Raw genomic sequence first — 22118 nt, 5'->3', positions numbered from 1 at the left:
TGATTTCCTTTCGAGGGAATCACGTTTTTTTGTTGAAGTATTAAATGAGGTGTTGTATATGGAGAATGAAATGTTGGAACGAGTAGAACAATTAGAAGAAAAGGTTAATAGGTTAGAGGGAGAACTCGCAAGAACGATGAAAGCTCGCAAAATAAGTACCGTTCGGATGTTCGGGGAAGGGCTACTGTTTCTGATATTTGGTGTGGTTGTAGTAGGGCCGATTATTGCCGTTGTAATCTCAGTTTTTACTTGGCTTGCTGAAAAATAAAATAAAAATAAAAAAGAACGCTTGTTCTATGCGAACAAACGTGCTATACTCTCCTTAGATAAACAAAACGGAAATGATTTTAAGGAGAGATAAATGATGAAAATGACAGTAGACCAAAGATTTATGATGCCAGCAGATGTTGTAGAGCGAGTGGAAGTATTACGAAACAAACAAAGCAAGCGTGGCACATTATTACAATCGGTAAATAAATTTTTCGGTTTAGATACGAAAGAAGATTGTGTTTGGTTTTACGGTTTTTATGGAGTGGCTGTAAGTATCTTGTTGTTTATGGTGTTCACTTCAAATATTTTCGATTTTCTCTTCGCGTAAGAAATATGCGATAAGGACATTGCTACCGAATACATATATAAGGAAGTAAGGTAATCTTCTAGAGCGGGAGTTGGTAGCAATGGCGATGTTTCCTATAGAGCGCAATTATATTGGATATGGAAGTTCACGACCGGGGATTCCTCTGACTAAAGTGAGATTTATCGTAAGCCATGATACGGGGAATCCTGGAAGCAATGCGATAGGCAATCGAGATTACTTTAATGAATTACAACCGAAAGCTTCGGCACATACATTTATAGATGATAAAACAATATTGGAGATTATTCCTATAAATGAAGTTGCGTATCATGTTCGATATGGTGTGCCGACGGATAATGACTTATATGGCTATGACGCGAATAAGGCGGCCATTGGAGTGGAACTTTGTTATGGTGGTGATGTTAACTTTTGGGAAGCGTATAATCGTTTTACATGGTATCATGCGTATTTATGCCAAAACTTTGGCTTAAATCCGAAAAAAGATATCGTGTCACATAAAACGCTTGATCCAGCTAGAAAGATTGATCCTGAGAATGTATTAGGGAAACAAGGTATTAAATTTCAGCAGTTTTTAGCAGATGTCTATCGGATGTACGTTTCGTTTAGATGACAAATATATGAAAAATGAATACAATAAAGATAGGTGCCTACTGCTGTAAGTAGGTTTTTTCTTGTTTTTATAAATAGTGCATTGGTAGAAGACTAGGAGTGGACGAGTATGCAGAAAGAAACAGTTATTATAATCGGAGGCGGTCCGTGCGGATTAGCGGCTGCAATTTCGTTGCAAAAGGTAGGGATAAATCCGTTAGTAATTGAAAAAGGAAACATTGTAAATGCCATTTATAATTATCCAACTCATCAAACATTTTTCTCTTCTAGTGAAAAATTAGAAATTGGTGATGTAGCTTTTATTACAGAAAATCGTAAGCCATTTCGAAATCAAGCGCTTGCGTATTATCGTGAAGTAGTAAAACGTAAATCTGTACGTGTAAATGCTTTTGAGCGAGTAGAGAAAGTTCAAAAAGATGGAGAAGTTTTTCAGGTTGAGACGACAAAGCGTGATGGAAGTAAGGAAATGTATATAGGGAAATATATTGTTGTAGCAACTGGATATTATGATAATCCAAATTATATGAATGTTCCAGGTGAGGAATTGAAGAAAGTAGCTCACTATTTTAAAGAAGGGCATCCTTATTTTGATCGAGATGTAGTAGTTATAGGTGGGAAAAACTCGAGTGTAGATGCCGCGTTAGAACTTGTTAAATCTGGTGCACGTGTAACGGTACTGTATCGTGGAAGTGAGTATTCACCAAGCATAAAGCCTTGGATTTTGCCGGAATTTGAGGCGTTAGTACGAAACGGTACAATTCAAATGCATTTTGGAGCTCATGTGAAAGAGATTACTGAGCATACATTAACGTTTACAGTTGATGGTGAAGCTTTTACAATCAAAAACGATTTTGTATTTGCGATGACTGGTTATCATCCTGATCATAGCTTCTTAACGAAGATGGGTGTTCAGATTGATGAAGAAACAGGACGTCCAATTTATACAGAGGATAGAATGGAAACGAATGCTGAAAATATTTTCATTGCAGGTGTCATTGCTGCTGGAAATAATGCAAATGAAATATTTATCGAGAACGGTAGATTTCATGGAGATGCGATTGCGCAAACCATTGCATCAAGAGAAAAATAAAAAGGAGCTGTCGGGAAAATCTCGACAGCTCCTTTTTATTCGTGCATAAACATATTTTGAATGGATTCATGAGAATTTGTATTCTCTAATGCAACAAGTAATTTAATGCGTGCTTTTTGTGCATTTAAGCCGTATGTGAATACAATGCCCATATCTTTTAAGTGTTTACCGCCACCTTCATACGAATATACGTCTTGAACGATACCGTTGAAACAGCGAGAAACCAATACGACAGGAATACCTTTATTTAATAATCTTTCTAGGCTAGGTAGTGTTCTTGGAGGGAGATTACCTTGTCCAAGAGCTTCGATAACAATGCCGTCTACAGGAAGATTTTCGATTGCTGCTAATAATGTATCATCCATGCCAGCATATGCTTTTAGAACAACTACATTTTTAGACACTTTATTTATCGTATATGATTCGCGATGTACTAAAGCGTGATGGAAGACAACGCCGCGTTTTGTTACCATTCCAATTGGTCCGTATTGTGGACTTTGGAATGTTGCGACATTACTTGTATGTGTTTTCGTTACATTTGTAGCGCAATGAATTTCGTCGTTTAATACGACTAAAACACCTTTTTCTGCAGCTTCATCACAACTAGCAACTTTTACAGCTGATAAGAAGTTATATAGACCATCAGCACCTAACTCATTGCTAGAGCGCATTGCACCTGTCACTACGATTGGAATAGTTGCTTGTACTGTTAAATCTAAGAAATAAGCTGTTTCTTCTAATGTATCCGTACCATGCGTAATAACTACGCCATGAATGTTGTCTTGTTTTACTCTTTCATCAATGATGACTTGTAATTGTAACATTTCGCTCGGTGTCATATGAGGAGATGGTAGATGGAACACATCTTCAACGATTAAATCAACATCGCCTTCTAAATCAGGAATGAATTTTAAAAGAGGATTTTTTTTACCTGGTTGTACGACCCCAGTTTCTTTATCTTCCTCCATTGCAATTGTTCCACCTGTGTGTAAAACTAGGATTCTTTTCAATGCTTATACCCCTTTCAAGTAAAAAAATACATTTAGAACATAACATGTTTTGAGTAAATTCGACAATGGAAATGTATAAAAGTATGCCTCGAAAATGACAATAAAATTAACTGCTATATGTACGATGTATAAAATTACGAAACGAAATGTGCAAATATAGTATAGGAGGGAGAAATTACGGTGAAAAAGATGGAGAGAATTTTTATTCGTATATTAATAATACAATTCATTTGTCTTTCTGTTGTACAATTGTTATTTATACATAAGTCATCAGTGAAATATTTATCTAAAATTGTTTATTATGAGGGTGTTATGGTAAAAAACAAAGTGGAAATCTTGCAGGTGAATCGGTAGTTTTCATTTTCTTCTATGAAGGATTATGCTACAATAATTGAGGATTTAATGACGCGAAGCAAATGAGAAGAAGCAGGGTGAACACCTGCTTTTCGTTTTGTTTTATAAGTGAAAAAATGAGGTGTTACAATGGATAAACGAATTTCAATTGCTATAGATGGTCCAGCAGCTGCAGGGAAAAGTACAGTGGCAAAAGTTGTTGCGAAGGAACTTTCTTATGTTTATATTGATACAGGCGCAATGTACCGTACGCTTACATATGCAGCCCTTCAACAAAAAGTAGACATTGAAAATGAAGAGCAGTTAATGGAAGTTGTAAAGAATGTAAATATTGAGTTTCAGCAAGGAGAAAATACACAGCTTGTATTTTTAAATGGACAAGATGTTTCTGAAGTAATTCGTACACCTGATGTGACGAATCGAGTATCTATTGTAGCGAAACATCGCCTTGTTCGTGAAGAAATGGTACGTCGTCAGCAAGAGTTAGCGAAAAAAGGCGGCGTTGTAATGGACGGCCGTGATATTGGTACACATGTATTACCGGATGCTGAAGTGAAAATCTTTATGCTTGCTTCTGTTGAAGAAAGAGCGGAAAGAAGGCATTTAGAAAATTTAAATAAAGGTTTCGATTCTAATTTAGAGCAGCTAAAAGAAGAAATTGCTCAGCGTGATAAATTAGATTCAGAACGCGAAGTTTCTCCACTAAAAAAGGCTGATGATGCATTGGAATTAGATACGACTTCTTTATCAATTGAAGAAGTTGTCCAAAAAATTATGAGCATTGTTTCTGGAGTGTTTGCGAAATAAAGAAAGGGGATAATCCTCTTTCTTTTTTTGTTTAAATAGAAATGTAAAGGATACGTGAATTGTGAGTCTCTTTCCTTGACAAATGAGCTGATTTGTAAGAAGTTAGTTAAAGAGGAATAAAACTGTCAGAATATATTCGCTATTATATTTCAAAACATACTTTTTTCAAGCTGGTTTTGCTGTATACTATTTATATAGGTTTAATATATTTTCTTGTGAATGTTATTGAAAAAGAGTATGTGATGAGAAATTCTTAAACATGCAAATGAAAACTTTGTTTTCATTTCGTATATACATAAAAAATGCTTTGTCAATTCTGTAGGGAGGTATTTCCATGGTAGAGAAAATGAATGAAGAAGTTATGGATTCAAAAGAATTACAAGTTGGTGACGTTGTTACAGGTTCTGTAACGAAGGTTGAAGAGAAACAAGTGCTTGTAAATGTTGGATACAAAACAGATGGCGTAATTCCAATTAGTGAATTAGCTAACGTTCATATTGAAAAAGCAAGCGATGTTGTAGAATTAGATCAAACACTAGAGTTGAAAATTATTAAATTAGAAGAAGATGATCTTGTCTTATCTAAACGTGCTGTTGATGCAGAAAAAGCATGGGTAGAACTACAAGAGAAATTTACTTCTGGTCATGTATTTGATGTTACTGTAAAAGATATTGTGAATGGCGGATTAGTTGTGGACCTTGGTGTTCGCGGTTTTATTCCAGCTTCACTTGTAGAAGTACATTATGTAGAAGACTTTACTGACTATAAAGGTAAAACATTAGCTGTGAAAATTGTTGAATTAGACCGTGAAAAAAATCGTGTAATCCTTTCGCATAAAGCGGTAGTAGAATTAGAACTAGATTCTAAGAAAAAAGAAGCAATTTCTTCATTAAAAGAAGGGGACGTTGTTGAAGGAACAGTACAACGATTAACTGACTTTGGCGCATTCGTTAATGTTGGTGGAGTGGACGGTTTAGTTCACATTTCACAAATTTCACACGAACGTGTAGAGCAACCTTCTGAAGTGTTAGAGCAAGGTCAAAAGGTTAAGGTAAAGGTATTATCTGTTGATGCTGATACACAACGTATTTCTTTATCAATTAAAGCAGCTCAACCAGGACCTTGGGAAAACGTTGCTGGCGAAATAAAAGCTGGAGATATTCGTGAGGGAGTAGTAAAACGCCTTGTTACATTTGGTGCATTCGTTGAGATTTTACCGGGCGTTGAAGGACTTGTACACGTATCTCAAATTGCAAATCGTCACGTGAAAAATCCGAATGAAGTATTGGAAATGGGACAAGAAGTAAAAGTGAAAGTACTTGAAGTTCACGTAGCAGAGAAACGTATTTCTTTAAGTATAAAAGAAGCGCTTGAGGAAAATAATGTAACTGAAGATTATAGTCAGTATGAGCCAAATGCTGATTCTGCTACTTTCCAATTAAGTGATATTATTGGTGAACAACTGAAAAAATTAAAGAAATAATGAGGGGTACAAGTGGTAAGGGCAAAACGTAAATTAGATCATATTGAATACGCTCTTTCTACTGGTCAGTCTCGTACGCATGGCTTTCATGATATTGATTTTGTGCATCAAAGCTTGCCAAATTCAAATTATGACACAATAACATGTGAAACAAAAATCGGCGAACTTTCACTAAGTTCGCCGATTTTTATCAATGCGATGACTGGTGGTGGAGGAGAGAAAACGTTACATATTAATGAGCAATTAGCATATGTAGCGAAACATCATAACCTTGCTATGGCTGTAGGTTCGCAAATGGCGGCGTTAAAAGATGAAAGTGAAGCTGCTTCTTATAAGGTGATCAGAAAGGTAAATCCAAATGGTATTTTCTTTGCTAATTTAGGTAGTGAGGCAACTATCGAACAGGCAGAGCGTGCCGTTGATATGATTGAAGCGAATGCATTGCAAATTCATTTAAACGTCATACAAGAGTTAACGATGCCAGAAGGAGACCGTGATTTTACTGGAGTACTTCAGCGCATTGAGAAAATTGTTTTAAATAGTAAAGTTCCTATCATTGTAAAAGAAGTTGGATTTGGGATGAGTAAGGAAACAGTGCAGCAGTTAGCGAACGTAGGTGTAACAGCAATTGATATTGGTGGGCAAGGTGGTACGAATTTTGCTGCTGTTGAAAATGAAAGAAGACAGCGAATGCTTTCTTATTTTAATAACTGGGGCATACAAACAGCAACCTCGATTATTGAAGCAACCCCTACAAATAATAACCTCTCTTTTATTGCATCTGGGGGCATACAAACAGCGCTTGACGTAGCGAAAGCGATCGCATTAGGGGCGAATACAACTGCGTTTGCTGGTTACTTTTTACGTATTTTAATGCAAGATGGTATCGAGAAGTTAGTGGATGAAATTGAGCTCCTACATACAGATTTGAAATTTATAATGACAGCTCTTGGTGCGAAAACGATAGAAGAGTTGCAATCTGTACCTCTTGTTGTAAAGGGTGAAACGTATCATTGGTTAATGCAGCGTGGTATTGATACTGCGCATTATAGTAGGAGATAAAAAATCAACCGTTCGGTTGATTTTTTTTGTTCTATTCTTTTTCGTAATATAAAGTGGAGAAAGGAATTAGTATTATATAAAAATATCATTTCGTAAAAATTGCAATTGAAAAAGGGTTGAAAAATGTAGATGGTGTGTTGTCGAATTACTGGAGAGAACTTAATTTTTAATAGGAATAGGTGAAGATAAAAAGAAGTAATGGGAGGATATAGTGTGTGAAATATTATTTCAATATAAATAGAAAACATTAAACTGATTATGTAAAAGACGGTTTCGTACAATATCGAAACCGTCTTTTTGCATTAATTAGTGCTGGTTTTGTTTTCGAGCCTGTTCTGGTGTATCAAGTCCAGTTGCACCTGGATATTGTAGTGATTGATCACGATCGGATTCAACGCGGCGTGATTCTCGTAGTTTTCGTTCTTGGCGATCTTTACCCATAATGAATAACACCTCCTTGTTAAAAGTGTTGCTGTTATAAGAAAAAACTATGCGTAAATAAAGTGGATTAACTTTCATAAAAAGTTCCCATAATGGAAAACATAGGAGGTGAAGTTGATGGATGGAAGTACTTTTTATTTTGTAGCTTGGATAGGGTGGATCATTGTAACCTTTTTTATGAAAAAGGACCTTATTCGGTGGAAGTTAGGCGCTTGTATACTGATTTTTATAATTTGCTCTCCGTTACATGTAACGATCGCCTCATTCGTGGTATCAGTAAATGCTCTTTTACTTTGTATTATTTCTTTTATAGGGATCACGCTATATTCTGTCTGGAAAAAATTATATAGCTTACTTTCGGCGCTTATTATTGCAATGTTATATACAAGTTTTCATCTGTTAGAAATATATGATCCGATTTGGATTGTGGTGGATAGAGTGTTTCTGCTAAGTAGCGGTCTTGTGTATGCATCGGTGTTATTGCATGGAGATCGCATATTACGATTATGTTCTCTATATGTAGGGATGTTACAAGGAGAGCTGCTAGTGACATTTATTTTTAGGAAATTGAATTTTCCATATGATTACGGTAGTTTAGCATTTTTTGATATCGTCGCCATTTCTACATTATTCATGGCAATATTGTTTTGGATTGCAAAAGCATCAGTATACATGGAACGGTTTAAGAGAAAAACACGTAAAAGAAAGGCGAGGGTAATACATGACTGAATATACACCAGCCATTTTATGCGGCGTAATAGCGGGGACAGTTACAAGGGTGCTAATGCTTCGGACGGATACACGGCAATATCCGACGAGGCTACATGGGAAAATTATTCATATTGCAATGGGGTTAATTGCAGCTGCTTTAGGAGCGATTGCAATCCCGTCTATTTTGAAAAAAGATTTTTCTGCCATTACATTTCTTACATTAGCAGCGACACAATTTCGTGATGTACGTAATATGGAAAGAAATACGCTTCAACAATTAGATGGGTATGAGCTCGTACCGCGTGGAAATACATACATTGAAGGAATTGCATTGGTTTTTGAAAGTCGCAACTATTTGGCAATGTTAACGTCGTTTGCAACGACGTTTGCGTATATAGGATTCCGTTCATGGATTGCAGGAGTAATTATGGCTATAATCGCATTTTTTATTGCGAAAAAATTAATGTCTGGTAAAAGGCTACATGATCTTGTTGAAATTGAGCACGTTCCGCTTCGTTTTGAAGGAGCAGGGCTTTATATTGACAATATTTACATTATGAATATTGGATTGCCAGCAAGACAAGAAGAAATTATGAAATATGGTATGGGTTTTATTTTAAAGCCGAAATCAATTGATGCGATGGTTACAATCTCAAATTTAGGGCAACGACAAGCTATTTTACACGATGTTTCAGTAGCGTTAGGGATTTATAGAGATTCTGGTACACCAGCGCTTGTACCGTTAGCAAAGCGTGATTTAGAGGATGGCAGGGTTGGGATTTTTGTCCTGCCGCAAGATCAAGATGCAGAGAAAGCGATAGGTGTCATAGGAAATGTACCAACGTTAGAAAGTGCTGTCCATATGTCATCGGAAGCCCCGAAAGGAAGGGGAGATAAGAGATGATGTTAGAAAGTGTTATTCTGGCAGTTATAACAACGACTCCAGAAAAATTTGCAGGTGGTGCTCCTTTATTCGTTTGCGAATCGACAGAGGAACTAGAATTTGTTGCAAATAATTTAGAGGCAATTTTAGATGGTATTGCACATCGCTTACAAGAGAATGTATATATTATTGTGAAACATTAGCAACGTGTGTTATAATGTGAGGTGTTTTGATACGTTGAGAAATATTCTGGAATGCAAATCCCTTCTTGCACAAAGAAGGGTTTTTTACATAATAAACAGAAGCAAGTTGAAAGGATGAAAGTATATGCCGAAACCAGTAATAGCGATAGTAGGTCGCCCGAACGTAGGGAAATCTACTATTTTCAATAGAATTGTTGGAGAAAGAGTTTCAATCGTAGAAGATATTCCAGGTGTAACGCGCGATCGTATTTATAGCGCTGGAGAATGGTTAAATCATGAATTTAACATTATTGATACGGGCGGAATTGATATTGGAGACGAGCCGTTTTTGACACAAATTCGTCAACAAGCTGAAGTAGCAATTGATGAAGCGGATGTTATCATTTTTATGACAAACGGTCGTGACGGTGTAACAGCAGCTGATGAAGAAGTTGCAAAAATTTTATATCGTTCAAATAAACCGGTTGTACTTGCAGTAAATAAAGTGGACAATCCGGAAATGCGCAGTGACATTTATGACTTTTATGCATTAGGATTTGGCGAACCATTCCCAATTTCAGGTACACACGGATTAGGGTTAGGTGACTTACTAGACGAAGCTGCACAACATTTTCCAAAGATTGAAGAAGACGGATATGATGAAGACACAATTCGTTTCTCTTTAATTGGACGTCCAAACGTAGGAAAATCATCACTTGTAAATGCTCTTCTTGGTCAAGAGCGTGTAATTGTTAGTAATGTAGCAGGAACAACTCGTGATGCTGTCGATACACCATATAGTAAAGATGGAAAAGATTATGTAATTATTGATACAGCTGGTATGCGTAAAAAAGGAAAAGTGTATGAAAGTACAGAAAAATATAGTGTACTTCGTGCGCTAAGAGCGATTGAACGTTCTGACGTTGTTTTAGTCGTTTTAGATGGTGAAGAAGGAATTATTGAGCAAGATAAAAAAATCGCTGGATATGCTCATGATTCAGGGCGAGCTGTTGTTATCGTTGTAAATAAATGGGATGCAGTGAAAAAAGACGAAAAAACAATGAAAGCATTTGAAGAAAATATCCGTGCTCATTTCCAATTCTTAGAATACGCACCAATTGTTTTCTTATCTGCAAAAACAAGAAAACGTACACAAACATTAATACCGGTTATCGATGAGGTAAATGAAAGTCATAGTATCCGTATTCAAACGAACGTATTAAACGATGTAATTATGGATGCGGTAGCGATGAATCCGACGCCAACTCATAATGGTAGCCGTCTGAAAATTTTCTATGCAACACAAGTTGCGGTAAAACCACCGACATTTGTTGTGTTTGTAAACGATCCAGAATTATTGCACTTCTCATATGAGCGTTTCTTGAAGAATCGCTTACGTGAATCATTTGGCTTCGTAGGAACGCCGATTCACATTATCGCTAGAGCAAGAGACTAATGGAGAGGATGTGATTTTATGACAAAAATCACAGTAGTAGGAGCAGGTAGCTGGGGAACAGCGTTAGCGATGGTATTAGCTGACAATGGACATGATGTACGTATTTGGGGAAATCGCCCAGAACTTATGGATGAAATTAATACGAAACATGAGAATAGTCGATATCTCCCAGGCATTACATTGCCAAGCACAATCGTAGCCTACTCTTCTTTAGAAGAAGCATTAGTAGATGTAAATACAGTACTGTTAGTAGTACCAACGAAAGCGTACAGAGATGTATTACAAGAGATGAAAGAAATTGTTACTGAACCAATTACTTGGATTCATGCGAGCAAAGGAATTGAACCTGGTACGTCAAAACGTATTTCGGAAGTGATTGAGGAAGAAATACCAGAGCACTTGATTAAAGATGTTGTTGTACTGTCTGGACCGAGTCATGCTGAAGAAGTCGGTTTACGACAAGCGACAACAGTTACGTCTGCAGCAAAGCGTATGGAAGCGGCTGAGGAAGTACAAGATTTATTTATGAATAGTTATTTCCGTGTATACACAAATCCAGATATCGTTGGAGTTGAACTTGGTGGTGCGTTAAAAAATATTATCGCATTAGCTGCTGGTATAACTGATGGTCTTGGATTAGGTGATAATGCAAAGGCGGCATTGATGACACGTGGTTTAACAGAGATTGCTCGTTTAGGAAGAAAAATGGGCGGGAATCCGTTAACGTTTGCTGGTCTAACTGGTATGGGAGACTTAATTGTAACGTGTACAAGTGTTCATAGCCGAAATTGGCGCGCTGGAAATATGCTTGGAAAAGGACACTCTTTAGAAGAAGTGTTAGAAAGCATGGGTATGGTTGTGGAAGGTGTAAGAACAACGAAAGCTGCTCATGAATTGGCAGAGAAAATGGAAGTTGAAATGCCGATTACAGCTGCTTTATATGACGTGCTGTTCAATGGAAATAACGTAAAAGATGCGGTAGGCTCATTGATGGGACGTGTTCGAAAACATGAAGTGGAAGCTATACCTGATTTACTGTAAAGAAAAGCGACAGAAGTACATTTGTACTTCTGTCGCTTTTTTTATTTTTTGGGTCTTTTCACCATTTTTTCATTTTTGCATAGGATGAAGAGTAACTTGAGGAGAGGGTGAAAAGAATGGATAATAACATTTTTAATAATATTGAGAAGGAAGCGAAAGTAAATAAAGAGGATATTTTTAAATTAGCATCATCCGTGCAAAATGCGAATTTACGTGATGAAACTGTACTTCGTCAATTAATTCATCAAGTGGCTCTTATGGCGGGACGTGAAGTGCCGAAAGAGCAAGAGGATCAAATTGTAAAAGCGATTATTAATAATAATATGCCAACAGATTTTGGCTCGTTAAGCAAAATGTTTAAAAAATAAATTATGAGAAACAAAGAGTTTGTAGATTGCATATGATAGCCATGAAAGAATGGGAATAGAGCTGTTTTTGGGCATATTTGGTCAACCGAAGCGAGAGATACAATCGCTTCGGTTTTATTTTTGTCTAGATTGGTGAGAAATGCTGGAAAACCTATTGATTAAAGTTACATATTCGCAATTTGTAGTAAAATGTTCTTTTTGTATTTGTTTAAAGATTTTAATTTGTTAAAATAGTATAAAAATAGATTAATAAAAAGGGGTGTGTATATGTCAGAAGGGCTTATGAAAATGTGGTTAGCTTTAGGGGCAATTGGATTTATGTTTTTTGCAGTAAGTTTTATTTTATTAAGTAGACATAAAATAAAGAATAAATTTTTGAAAGGGATTACAGCGTTAGTAGCGTACACCCTTATGATTGTGTCAGGAATTGTTATTTTTCTTGTTGTATTTAGTGGACCTGTACAGCAGTAAATGGAATGGTCTCGAAAATACTACATACAGAGCAAATTAGATTAGTATGAAAAGGTGATGCTAGTGAAAAAATTACATATTATTTTAATATTTTGTTGTATGAGCCTTTTAACGGGGTGTCTGTATCCGAAAGAAAATATGAAGCAAAATGCGGTTCCTTATGAAGATCAGCTACAGGTTGTTCAAAAAGCTGTTGTGACATTTAAGGAGCAAAATGATGGGATATTGCCAATTAAGACGAGGGATATGAGTACACCTATTTATCAAAAGTATCCGATCGATTTTCAACAGATTGCCCCGCGTTACATACAAGAAGCGCCAGGGAATGCGTATGAAAGTGGAGGAGTATATCAATACGTACTAATAGACGTTGAAACAAATCCAACAGTAAAGTTAATTGATGTTAGGATGGCTGAACAAATTCAGGAACTATCTTTAAAGCTTAGGATGTATCGTGATGAACATCAATATCCACCTTTTAAAAAAGTAATTTCAGATGGTGTATATGAATTGGATTTCAAAAAACTAGGATATAAAGATGTGCCACAAGTGACAAGCCCATATTCTGGTAAAGGACTTCCTTTTGTAATTAATGAAAAAGGAGAAGTTTTTGTTGATTATAGAATCGACTTATATGACGCTTTGAAAAGAAATGAAGGGCAGTTTACGGAGGGAGAAGATATTCGAAATATGCTTTCGAAAGGTTCCCCGTTTGTACCAGCTTATTCTTTACCGTACACAGTAAAGGACGGAGAACCAATTTTTTTAAAATGATAAGTCATGAACCTTTCTTTTAGTGAATAAGTTCTAGAAGAAAGGTTTTTTATGTTATACAACTTACGATGCAAACAAAAGATATTTTTTAATAGTCATATGAAATTGGACAAAATTATATGATATATTGTCCGAACTTCTAGAATACCATTATATTATATCAGATATTATAGGCAACGTTAGAGAAGGTATTAGTTGACTATAAACGCGGAATTATTCCCAAAAATTTTGAGGGAGGGAATCACTTGGAAAAGGTAGATATTTTTAAAGATATTGCAGAACGAACAGGCGGTGATATTTATTTTGGAGTTGTAGGAGCTGTTCGAACAGGGAAATCAACATTCATTAAAAAATTTATGGAACTTGTAGTTATTCCAAACATTGAGAATGAGTCTGACCGTCAAAGAGCGCAGGATGAATTGCCTCAAAGTGCTGCTGGTCGTACAATTATGACGACGGAACCGAAGTTTGTTCCAAACCAAGCGGTTTCTATCGAAGTAGATGAAGGACTTGAAGTGAATATTCGATTAGTAGATTGTGTTGGATATACGGTTCCTGGAGCGAAGGGCTATGAAGATGAGAATGGCCCACGCATGATTAATACCCCTTGGTATGAAGAACCTATTCCATTCCATGAAGCTGCAGAAATCGGCACGCGTAAAGTAATTCAAGAACATTCAACAATTGGTGTTGTAATTACAACAGATGGAACAATTGGTGAAATTCCAAGAAGAGATTATATAGAGGCAGAAGAACGCGTTGTAAATGAGTTGAAAGAAGTAGGAAAACCTTTCATTATGATAATTAATACGGTACAGCCGTATCATCCAGATACAGAGCAATTACGCCAAAGTTTATCAGAAGAATATGATATCCCGGTTATTGCAATGAGTGTGGAGAGTTTAAGAGAAACAGATGTATATAATGTACTTCGTGAAGCACTATTTGAATTCCCTGTATTAGAAGTGAATGTGAACCTTCCGAGCTGGGTAATGGTGCTAAATGAAGGGCATTGGTTGCGTCAAAGTTATCAAGAAGCAGTTCAAGAAACTGTGAAGGATATAAAACGTCTTCGTGATGTGGATCGCGTTGTTTGGCAGTTTAGTCAATATGAATTTATTGATCGAGCGAGCCTAGCTGGCATTGATATGGGGCAAGGTGTGGCTGAGATTGATTTATATGCGCCAGATGAATTGTATGATCAAATTTTAAAAGAAGTAGTAGGAGTAGAAATTCGGGGGAAAGATCATTTATTAAAGCTTATGCTCGATTTATCTCATGCGAAAATAGAGTACGATCAAGTGGCGGATGCACTGCGTATGGTTAAGCAAACAGGATATGGTGTAGCAGCGCCTGCATTAGCGGATATGAGCTTAGATGAGCCAGAAATTATTCGTCACGGTTCAAGGTTTGGTGTGAAGTTAAAAGCGGTAGCGCCATCTATTCATATGATTAAAGTAGATGTAGAGTCAACGTTTGAGCCGATCATTGGTACTGAAAAGCAAAGTGAAGAATTAGTTCGTTATTTAATGCAAGATTTTGAAGATGACCCGTTATCAATTTGGAATTCTGATATATTTGGACGTTCACTTAGCTCGATTGTTCGAGAAGGAATTCAGGCGAAATTATCTTTAATGCCAGAAAATGCTAGATATAAATTAAAAGAAACGCTAGAAAGAATTATTAATGAAGGATCTGGCGGATTAATTGCGATTATACTATAAGAAAAAATCCCTCTCATTGTAGAGGGATTTTTTGTTTTTTTTGATTATAAAATAGAAAAATAAACAGTCATTATCTAATACATTGTTGTAAATTGTCAAGTTTCATCAGATTTTCACATTTTCAGAGTAACAATTTCCTTAAAAATATTGAATTATAAAGGAGAATCGTATAATATAGGCGTTGATAATGATTTATCTACATCTTTGTAGTATAGAATTTGCAAAAATTGCCTACAAATGAAAGTAAGACTCATTTTATGATCATTATACAGTCTTATCTTTGGGAGGAGGTGAATGGCATGAACAAGACAGATTTAATCAATGCTGTTGCAGAAGCAAGTTCCCTTTCTAAAAAGGACGCAACAAAAGCAGTAGACGCTGTTTTTGATTCTATCTTAGAAGCTTTAAAACAAGGTGATAAAGTACAACTGATCGGATTCGGTAACTTCGAAGTTCGTGAGCGTGCGGCTCGTAAAGGTCGTAACCCACAAACAGGTGAGGAGATTGAAATCGCTGCAAGTAAAGTACCTGCATTCAAACCTGGTAAAGCGTTAAAAGATGCGGTTAAATAATCCTTACATATTAACAGGGAAGAAGAGTTTCCTTTTTGGGAACTCTTCTTTTTGCTTTTAAAAACATAAATATGCTAGAATGTGTTCGTATCACTTTTAGGTTTTCGGGAGGGCTAGCGGATGGCAAAAGTTAATTTAGAACAAATTGAACATGTAGTACGCCTTATTTTAGAGGCGATTGGGGATGACCCAAATCGTGAGGGAGTACTTGATACACCAAAGCGTGTTGCAAAAATGTACGCAGAAGTGTTCTCAGGTATGCATGAAGATCCGAAAGAGCATTTGCATAAAGTATTCGGAGAAGATCACGAAGAGCTTGTACTAGTAAAAGATATACCATTTTATTCGATGTGTGAGCATCATTTAGTTCCATTCTATGGAGTTGCTCACGTTGCATATATTCCGCAAGGTGGAAAGGTGACAGGGTTAAGTAAATTAGCTCGTACCGTAGATACAATTGCACGTCGCCCACAACTGCAAGAACGTATTACATCAACAGTAGCGAACTCTATTATGGAAGTACTAGAGCCTCATGGTGTAATGGTAGTAGTAGAAGCAGAACATATGTGTATGACGATGCGTGGTGTAAAAAAACCAGGTGCGAAAACAGTAACGACAGCAGTGCGTGGTGTGCTTGAAAATGATGCTGCAGCGCGCAGTGAAATTTTATCGTTTATTAAAACGAAGTAAAGAAAAGCGGGAAACTGCTTTTCTTTTTTTTTTTAGTAAATAAATGATATAGTTTTAACTAGACAGAGTGAGATTAGAAAGATTGCTTACATGAATGGTAGGTGTAGCCAAGTTTTGGTTATAGAAAATAGAGTGTATGTGTTATAATAAGTTTTATGAATTAGAAAACAAGGGTGATTTTTTGTGTGTGACATCTACGGAGGGTATGCGGGTATAAAAGAAAAATTGATGGAGAAATTACGCCATCCTTACTTTATAAACTATATTGAAGAACCATTTATTGATGAAGAAAAGATAGCATTGTTATATGGTGCTTTAAAGAGTGCAAACTTACATATAGAACAAATTGAGCATTACGTAGTAACAATTATGCTTGTACAAATTGCGCTTGATACGCATGAAAGGGTATCAAATAAAGCAGGCGAGGAAGAGATTGAATTCCATAAATGTCGTCAATTAACAGTACTTGCAGGCGATTACTATAGTGGACTATATTATTATTTATTGTCTATGAATCGTGATATTGTTTTAATTCGTGCACTTGCTGAAGGAATTAAAGAGATAAATGAACACAAAATTATGTTATACCAAAAAGCGCATGAAACGACGGATGACATAATGAAAAGCATAGTAATGATTGAGTCTGCGCTCCTTCAAAAAACATGTGATCATTTTCAGTTATCACATTGGAAGCCATTTATCACATACGTATTAGGTGGAAATCGCCTTCAAAAAGAAATTCAATTGTATGCTGATAAGCAACATTCGCCTGTTTTTCAAGCTATGCAAGATGCTTTAGGGGATAAAGCAGAAGTAGTGATTAATGGTTGGATGAAGGAATTGAGAAAGAAAGAAAAAAATTTTTTAGAAAATCACACAGACATAAATGAAATAAATTCTGTGTTAAGGAATAAATAGAAGACATAAGCAATTTTACATTGGAAGAAGGTACGAGCATGCAACAATCAAAAGAAGAAAGAGTACATGACGTATTTGAAAAGATTTCTGATAAATACGATGTGATGAATTCTGTAATTAGTTTTCAAAGACATAAAGCGTGGCGTAAAGAAACGATGCGAATTATGGATGTACAACCAGGCAGTCAAGCGCTTGATGTATGCTGTGGAACCGCAGATTGGACAATTGCGCTAGCTGGAGCCGTAGGTGAACAAGGAAAGGTTGTTGGCTTAGACTTCAGTGAAAATATGTTATCTGTCGGTAAGCAAAAGGTAGAGGCGTTACAATTAAAACAAGTAGAACTTCTACATGGGAATGCAATGGAACTTCCGTTTGAAGATAATACGTTTGATTATGTGACGATTGGGTTTGGTTTACGTAACGTACCGGATTATATGCACGTATTAAAAGAAATGACGCGTGTAGTAAAACCAGGTGGAAAAGTAATCTGTTTAGAAACATCTCAACCAACAATGATTGGTTTTCGACAAGGGTATATTTTATACTTTAAATATATCATGCCGTTATTTGGAAAGATGTTTGCGAAAAGTTATAAAGAGTATTCATGGCTTCAAGAATCTGCTAGTACGTTCCCAGGGATGAAAGAATTGGCTCAAATGTTTGAGCAAGCTGGACTTGAACGTGTGCAAGTGAAACCATTTACTTTTGGGGTAGCAGCGATGCATTTAGGTATTAAACCAGAATCAAAATAGAAAAAAGAAGTTTTAGGTTAAGGTGAACAATATGAAGTTACAACTTATGTACTCTTTTTTACGATCGGATATTAATGTGATAGAAAAAGAATTAAAAAAGACAGTCGCTTCTGAACAGCCATTAGTAGAAGAGGCAGCATTACAGCTTATTGAAGCTGGTGGGAAACGAATTCGTCCTGTATTTGTGTTGCTTGCAGGGAAATTTGGAGATTATAAGTTAGATGCGATTAAGCATGTTGCTGTTGCGTTAGAACTTATTCATATGGCTTCTCTTGTTCACGATGATGTTATTGATGCTGCATTTTTACGACGCGGCAGTGCGACTGTGAATGCGAAATGGGGAGATCGTATTGCGATGTATACAGGGGACTATCTGTTCGCTAAGTCTCTTGAATGTATAACAAATATCGAAATTCCAGAGGCGCATCAAGCGTTATCACATACTATTTTAGAAGTCTGTAAAGGTGAAATTGAACAAATTAAAGATAAATACAATTATGACCAAAATTTAAGAACGTATTTAAGAAGAATAAAGCGAAAAACAGCATTATTAATTGCCGCGAGTTGTCAATTGGGAGCGATTGCTGCTGGTGCTAATCGTGATACGGTAAATCGTCTATTTTGGTATGGGTATTTTGTAGGAATGTCTTATCAAATTATTGATGACATTTTAGACTTCGTTTCTACAGAAGAGAAACTTGGAAAACCTGCTGGCGGAGATTTACTACAAGGGAATATTACACTTCCTGCTTTATATGCGATGGAAGATCCAGTACTTCGTCAGAAAATCACATCTGTACATGAAAATTCAACAGCAAGTGAAATACAAGAAATTATTGATGCTGTAAAAAATAGTACAGCAATTGATCAAGCATTTGCATTTAGTGAACGTTATTTACATAAAGCTTTAGAAATAATAAAACCACTCCCACGTGGAAAAGCAAAGTACGCATTACAAAATGTTGCAAAGTATATTGGAAAACGAAAATTTTAATGTTTATTCTAAAAAATAAAATAATCTCTCTATTTCAAAACTATTGCACAATTGTGATAAGGGTGATAATATGTGTGTGTGGGGATATACAATTACATACATAATTCAGAAGTGGAGAGATTTTTTATGGAAAAAACATTTCTAATGGTAAAACCAGACGGTGTACAACGTGCCTTCATTGGGGAAATTGTAGCTCGTTTTGAGAAAAAAGGCTTTCAATTAGTTGGTGCAAAATTAATGCAAGTCACTCCGGAAATTGCTGGACAACACTACGCTGAGCATAAGGAAAAACCTTTCTTTGGTGAGTTAGTAGACTTTATTACATCTGGACCTGTGTTCGCAATGGTATGGCAAGGTGAAGGTGTAGTAGATACAGCGCGTAACATGATGGGGAAAACAAGACCACATGAAGCAGCTCCTGGAACAATTCGTGGAGATTTCGGTGTAACTGTTGCGAAAAACATTATCCATGGTTCTGATTCTTTAGAAAGCGCAGAGCGCGAGATTGCTATTTTCTTTAAAGAAGAAGAATTAGTTGACTACTCAAAATTAATGAATGAATGGATTTACTAATTATTTTGAAATAATTTGTAAACGCTTTAATCACTGTGATAATAGTAAAAAGTGCGAGGAGAATAGGGGTATTCTTCTTGCACTTTTTTTATTTTCAGTTAGTTACGAAGTTTGAGCTGTTATGATATATTGATATTTAAATTAGGCCTATCGGAAATATAGAATAAGAAAATGGTCGATTTATGATATAATTTCTTTAATATTTTTAGAATGATAAAAGTTAATATAGTGAGATAAATACATATACGAAAAGAGGAATAACGTATGCGATATATTACAGCTGGTGAATCTCATGGTCCACAACTTACAACGATTATAGAAGGTGTTCCGGCAGGATTGTCTTTAGTAGCAGATGATATAAACGAAGAGTTAGCTAGAAGGCAAAAGGGATATGGGCGCGGTAGACGCATGCAAATTGAAACGGATCAAGTGCAAATTTTAAGTGGTGTTAGACATGGAGAAACATTAGGTTCCCCTATTGCACTTGTTGTTGAAAATCGTGATTTTGCACACTGGACAAAAATTATGGGGGCGGAGCCTTTAACTGAGCAAGAAGAAAAAGAGATGAAAAGGAAAGTGACAAAACCAAGGCCTGGGCATGCTGATTTAAATGGTGCGATTAAATATGGTCATAGAGATATGAGGAATGTACTGGAACGTTCGTCAGCGCGCGAAACGACGGTGCGTGTTGCTGCTGGTGCGGTTGCTAAAAAGGTGTTAGCAGAACTTGGTATTAAAGTGGCGGGCCATGTAATTGAAATTGGCGGTGTACAAGCTAAGGAGATTACGTATAGTTCAATTGAAGAATTAAAGAGTATTACAGAAGCATCTCCTGTACGTTGCTTAGATGAAGAAGCTGGTAACCAAATGATGAAAGCGATTGATGATGCGAAAGCAAATGGTGATTCAATTGGTGGAATCGTTGAAGTAATTGTGGAAGGGATGCCAATTGGAGTAGGTAGCTACGTGCATTATGATCGAAAACTGGATGCGAAATTAGCAGCTGCAATTATGAGTATTAATGCTTTTAAAGGTGTCGAGATTGGAATTGGTTTTGAAGCAGCGCATAGACCAGGAAGTGAAGTTCATGATGAAATTCTGTGGGATGGGGAGCATGGATATACACGAAGAACAAATAATGCAGGTGGACTAGAAGGCGGTATGACGACTGGAATGCCAATTGTTGTGCGCGGTGTGATGAAACCGATACCTACACTTTATAAACCTCTTCAAAGTGTAGATATTGATACGAAAGAGCCTTTTACAGCGAGTATTGAACGTTCAGATAGTTGTGCAGTGCCAGCAGCTAGTGTCGTTGCAGAAGCGGTTGTGGCTTGGGAATTAGCGACAGCTTTAATAGAACAATTCGGATTAGATCGTATGGAACTAATTCGTGAAAATATTGAGAAACATAATGAATATGCGAGGGGATTTTAATGGGAAACATACATATTCAAACGAAATCAAAAGAATATGATGTACATGTTGGTAAAGAAGCGTTGTCAAACTTAACAACGATCGTTCAAAATATGCAGCCAGCGGTATCTAACGTAATGATCATTTCAGATGAAGCTGTTGCATCACTACATTTACAGACAGTTATCGATGCATTACAAGTAGAGCAGCACGTGTTTTCGTTTGTTGTACCAAGTGGCGAAAAAGAGAAGTCTTTCGAAAATTTCTATGCGGCTCATACGTCAGCTCTTGAAAATAAATTAGATAGAAATTCTTTAATTCTTGCACTTGGAGGCGGAATGATTGGAGATTTAGCTGGTTTTGTTGCTGCATCGTTTATGCGTGGTATTCGCTTTGTGCAGGTTCCGACAACTTTATTAGCGCACGATAGCGCAGTGGGTGGGAAAGTAGCGATTAACCATCCGTTAGGTAAAAATATGATTGGTGCATTCCATCAGCCAGAAGCAGTTGTATATCATACACCGTTTTTACAGTCTCTTCCTGAAAAAGAGTGGCGTTCAGGTTATGCAGAGGTGATAAAGCATGCTCTTATTGGTGATGTGGAGCTATACCATTGGTTAAAAGAAGAAGTGCAAACATTAGCGGATCTTCATGATGAGAAGTTAATCCATATATTAACGAAGGCGATTCCTGTAAAGGCAAATGTTGTGTCACAAGATGAAACAGAGAAGGGTGTACGTGCTCATTTGAACTTTGGACATACGTTAGGACATGCTCTTGAAAAAGAGCTAGGGTATGGAAATATTACTCACGGTGACGGTGTAGCGGTTGGAATGTTATTCGCCATATTTTTAAGTGAGCAAGTGTACAAGGTTGATCTTGCTTATGAAGATATGAAGCAGTGGTTCTTGAAATACGGCTATCCAAAAATGCCAAGGGATTTGAATGTAGAGCGCCTCGTTCAATTGATGAAACAAGATAAGAAAGCAAATGCAGGAGCAATTCATATGGTGCTTATGCAGGAATATGGGGTAGTGAATGTCGTATCTATTTCAGATGAGACTGTTCATATTGCGTTAGAGGCATTTCAAAAAGATATAGTTTAAAATGATAGCGAAGTGCTGTGAAGTGCTCATTTA

General features: G+C 36.5%; 27 protein-coding genes. 25 read left to right on the top strand and 2 right to left on the bottom strand.

Translation table 11 applies throughout. The features are described from left to right. Positions 1 to 58: 58 nt before the first annotated feature. The 4 genes from QCI79_RS05020 to QCI79_RS05005 all read left to right on the top strand — a co-directional run bounded on the left by QCI79_RS05020 (position 59) and on the right by QCI79_RS05005 (position 2297). Positions 59 to 268 (top strand): hypothetical protein, encoded by a 210-nt coding sequence (locus tag QCI79_RS05020; protein ID WP_000426769.1) that lies wholly within the window; start codon positions 59 to 61, stop codon positions 266 to 268. A 93-nt stretch (positions 269 to 361) separates the two neighbouring features. Further along, the gene (locus QCI79_RS05015) at positions 362 to 598 is read left to right on the top strand and encodes a DUF3961 domain-containing protein (protein WP_001983018.1); all 237 of its coding nucleotides are present in this window, start codon (positions 362 to 364) and stop codon (positions 596 to 598) included. Between the two features lie 79 nt (positions 599 to 677). Then, positions 678 to 1208 (top strand): peptidoglycan recognition protein family protein, encoded by a 531-nt coding sequence (locus QCI79_RS05010; RefSeq protein WP_001240655.1) that lies wholly within the window; start codon positions 678 to 680, stop codon positions 1206 to 1208. A gap of 108 nt (positions 1209 to 1316) precedes the next feature. Beyond that, entirely contained in the window at positions 1317 to 2297 is a 981-nt protein-coding gene (locus tag QCI79_RS05005) for a YpdA family putative bacillithiol disulfide reductase (protein WP_001168510.1), read from the top strand. 35 nt (positions 2298 to 2332) lie between these two features. Here QCI79_RS05005 and ansA read toward each other — a convergent pair whose 3' ends face one another. Next, positions 2333 to 3307, bottom strand: a complete 975-nt coding sequence (ansA, locus tag QCI79_RS05000; RefSeq protein ID WP_000822026.1) for an asparaginase — start codon at positions 3305 to 3307, stop codon at positions 2333 to 2335. Positions 3308 to 3487: 180 nt separating this feature from the next. Here ansA and QCI79_RS04995 point away from each other — a divergent pair, with 180 nt between their 5' ends. The 4 genes from QCI79_RS04995 (at position 3488) to QCI79_RS04980 (ending at position 7013) form a co-directional block, all read left to right on the top strand. Further along, positions 3488 to 3661, top strand: a complete 174-nt coding sequence (locus QCI79_RS04995; RefSeq protein WP_000738057.1) for a YpfB family protein — start codon at positions 3488 to 3490, stop codon at positions 3659 to 3661. Positions 3662 to 3790: 129 nt separating this feature from the next. After that, complete coding sequence (gene cmk, locus QCI79_RS04990; RefSeq protein WP_000361257.1) at positions 3791 to 4468, top strand: (d)CMP kinase; 678 nt, start codon at positions 3791 to 3793, stop codon at positions 4466 to 4468. 334 nt (positions 4469 to 4802) lie between these two features. Further along, the gene (gene rpsA / locus QCI79_RS04985) at positions 4803 to 5951 is read left to right on the top strand and encodes a 30S ribosomal protein S1 (RefSeq protein ID WP_000229559.1); all 1149 of its coding nucleotides are present in this window, start codon (positions 4803 to 4805) and stop codon (positions 5949 to 5951) included. Between the two features lie 12 nt (positions 5952 to 5963). Continuing rightward, the gene (locus QCI79_RS04980) at positions 5964 to 7013 is read left to right on the top strand and encodes a type 2 isopentenyl-diphosphate Delta-isomerase (RefSeq protein WP_021728347.1); all 1050 of its coding nucleotides are present in this window, start codon (positions 5964 to 5966) and stop codon (positions 7011 to 7013) included. A 306-nt stretch (positions 7014 to 7319) separates the two neighbouring features. On the opposite strand, the gene QCI79_RS04975 is transcribed toward QCI79_RS04980, so the two are convergent. Then, positions 7320 to 7454, bottom strand: coding sequence for a YpzI family protein (locus QCI79_RS04975; RefSeq protein ID WP_000513900.1), 135 nt, complete (start codon positions 7452 to 7454; stop codon positions 7320 to 7322). A gap of 117 nt (positions 7455 to 7571) precedes the next feature. Here QCI79_RS04975 and QCI79_RS04970 point away from each other — a divergent pair, with 117 nt between their 5' ends. From QCI79_RS04970 to aroB, 17 genes are all read left to right on the top strand, one after another. Further along, entirely contained in the window at positions 7572 to 8183 is a 612-nt protein-coding gene (locus QCI79_RS04970) for a YphA family membrane protein (protein ID WP_000349098.1), read from the top strand. Next, on the top strand, positions 8176 to 9069 hold the full coding sequence (locus QCI79_RS04965; protein ID WP_000141596.1) for a YIEGIA family protein: 894 nt from the start codon (positions 8176 to 8178) through the stop codon (positions 9067 to 9069). The genes QCI79_RS04970 and QCI79_RS04965 overlap by 8 nt, the downstream gene beginning before the upstream one ends. Then, positions 9066 to 9251 (top strand): capping complex subunit for YIEGIA, encoded by a 186-nt coding sequence (locus QCI79_RS04960; protein ID WP_000979059.1) that lies wholly within the window; start codon positions 9066 to 9068, stop codon positions 9249 to 9251. Before QCI79_RS04965 ends, QCI79_RS04960 begins: the two co-directional genes overlap by 4 nt. A 124-nt stretch (positions 9252 to 9375) precedes the next feature. Beyond that, on the top strand, positions 9376 to 10686 hold the full coding sequence (gene der, locus QCI79_RS04955) for a ribosome biogenesis GTPase Der (protein ID WP_001125893.1): 1311 nt from the start codon (positions 9376 to 9378) through the stop codon (positions 10684 to 10686). A gap of 18 nt (positions 10687 to 10704) precedes the next feature. Beyond that, positions 10705 to 11727, top strand: coding sequence for an NAD(P)H-dependent glycerol-3-phosphate dehydrogenase (locus QCI79_RS04950; protein WP_000161763.1), 1023 nt, complete (start codon positions 10705 to 10707; stop codon positions 11725 to 11727). 116 nt (positions 11728 to 11843) lie between these two features. Beyond that, on the top strand, positions 11844 to 12095 hold the full coding sequence (locus QCI79_RS04945) for a stage VI sporulation protein F (RefSeq protein WP_000369754.1): 252 nt from the start codon (positions 11844 to 11846) through the stop codon (positions 12093 to 12095). Positions 12096 to 12362: 267 nt separating this feature from the next. Beyond that, positions 12363 to 12566, top strand: a complete 204-nt coding sequence (locus tag QCI79_RS04940) for a DUF2768 domain-containing protein (protein WP_001289004.1) — start codon at positions 12363 to 12365, stop codon at positions 12564 to 12566. Positions 12567 to 12629: 63 nt separating this feature from the next. Next, entirely contained in the window at positions 12630 to 13340 is a 711-nt protein-coding gene (locus QCI79_RS04935; protein WP_021728346.1) for a hypothetical protein, read from the top strand. Between the two features lie 245 nt (positions 13341 to 13585). Beyond that, positions 13586 to 15064, top strand: coding sequence for a stage IV sporulation protein A (gene spoIVA, locus QCI79_RS04930; protein WP_000416519.1), 1479 nt, complete (start codon positions 13586 to 13588; stop codon positions 15062 to 15064). A 299-nt stretch (positions 15065 to 15363) separates the two neighbouring features. Continuing rightward, a complete protein-coding gene (locus QCI79_RS04925; protein ID WP_001043860.1) occupies positions 15364 to 15636 on the top strand; it encodes an HU family DNA-binding protein in 273 nt (90 codons plus the stop codon). A 120-nt stretch (positions 15637 to 15756) separates the two neighbouring features. Beyond that, positions 15757 to 16326: a GTP cyclohydrolase I FolE gene (gene folE / locus QCI79_RS04920; protein ID WP_021728345.1), complete on the top strand. Its 570-nt coding sequence runs from the start codon at positions 15757 to 15759 to the stop codon at positions 16324 to 16326. A gap of 183 nt (positions 16327 to 16509) precedes the next feature. After that, a complete protein-coding gene (locus QCI79_RS04915) occupies positions 16510 to 17244 on the top strand; it encodes a heptaprenyl diphosphate synthase component 1 (protein WP_000332845.1) in 735 nt (244 codons plus the stop codon). 38 nt (positions 17245 to 17282) lie between these two features. Next, positions 17283 to 17996 carry a 2-heptaprenyl-1,4-naphthoquinone methyltransferase gene (gene menG, locus QCI79_RS04910; RefSeq protein ID WP_001187674.1) on the top strand — a complete coding sequence of 238 codons (714 nt, stop codon included), beginning with the start codon at positions 17283 to 17285 and terminating at the stop codon, positions 17994 to 17996. Positions 17997 to 18027: 31 nt separating this feature from the next. Further along, positions 18028 to 18990, top strand: coding sequence for a heptaprenyl diphosphate synthase component II (gene hepT / locus QCI79_RS04905; RefSeq protein ID WP_000776076.1), 963 nt, complete (start codon positions 18028 to 18030; stop codon positions 18988 to 18990). A 126-nt stretch (positions 18991 to 19116) separates the two neighbouring features. Next, positions 19117 to 19563 carry a nucleoside-diphosphate kinase gene (ndk, locus tag QCI79_RS04900; protein ID WP_000415883.1) on the top strand — a complete coding sequence of 149 codons (447 nt, stop codon included), beginning with the start codon at positions 19117 to 19119 and terminating at the stop codon, positions 19561 to 19563. Positions 19564 to 19827: 264 nt separating this feature from the next. Beyond that, positions 19828 to 21000: a chorismate synthase gene (aroC, locus tag QCI79_RS04895; RefSeq protein WP_021728343.1), complete on the top strand. Its 1173-nt coding sequence runs from the start codon at positions 19828 to 19830 to the stop codon at positions 20998 to 21000. Continuing rightward, positions 21000 to 22085, top strand: a complete 1086-nt coding sequence (aroB, locus tag QCI79_RS04890) for a 3-dehydroquinate synthase (RefSeq protein ID WP_021728342.1) — start codon at positions 21000 to 21002, stop codon at positions 22083 to 22085. Before aroC ends, aroB begins: the two co-directional genes overlap by 1 nt. Positions 22086 to 22118 lie beyond the last annotated feature (33 nt).

The organism is Bacillus cereus group sp. MG1 (assembly GCF_040460035.1).
GTDB classification, from domain to species: domain Bacteria; phylum Bacillota; class Bacilli; order Bacillales; family Bacillaceae_G; genus Bacillus_A; species Bacillus_A cereus.
Note: the sequence above shows the minus strand (reverse complement) of the source record. Positions and strands in the feature narration are given on the sequence as shown.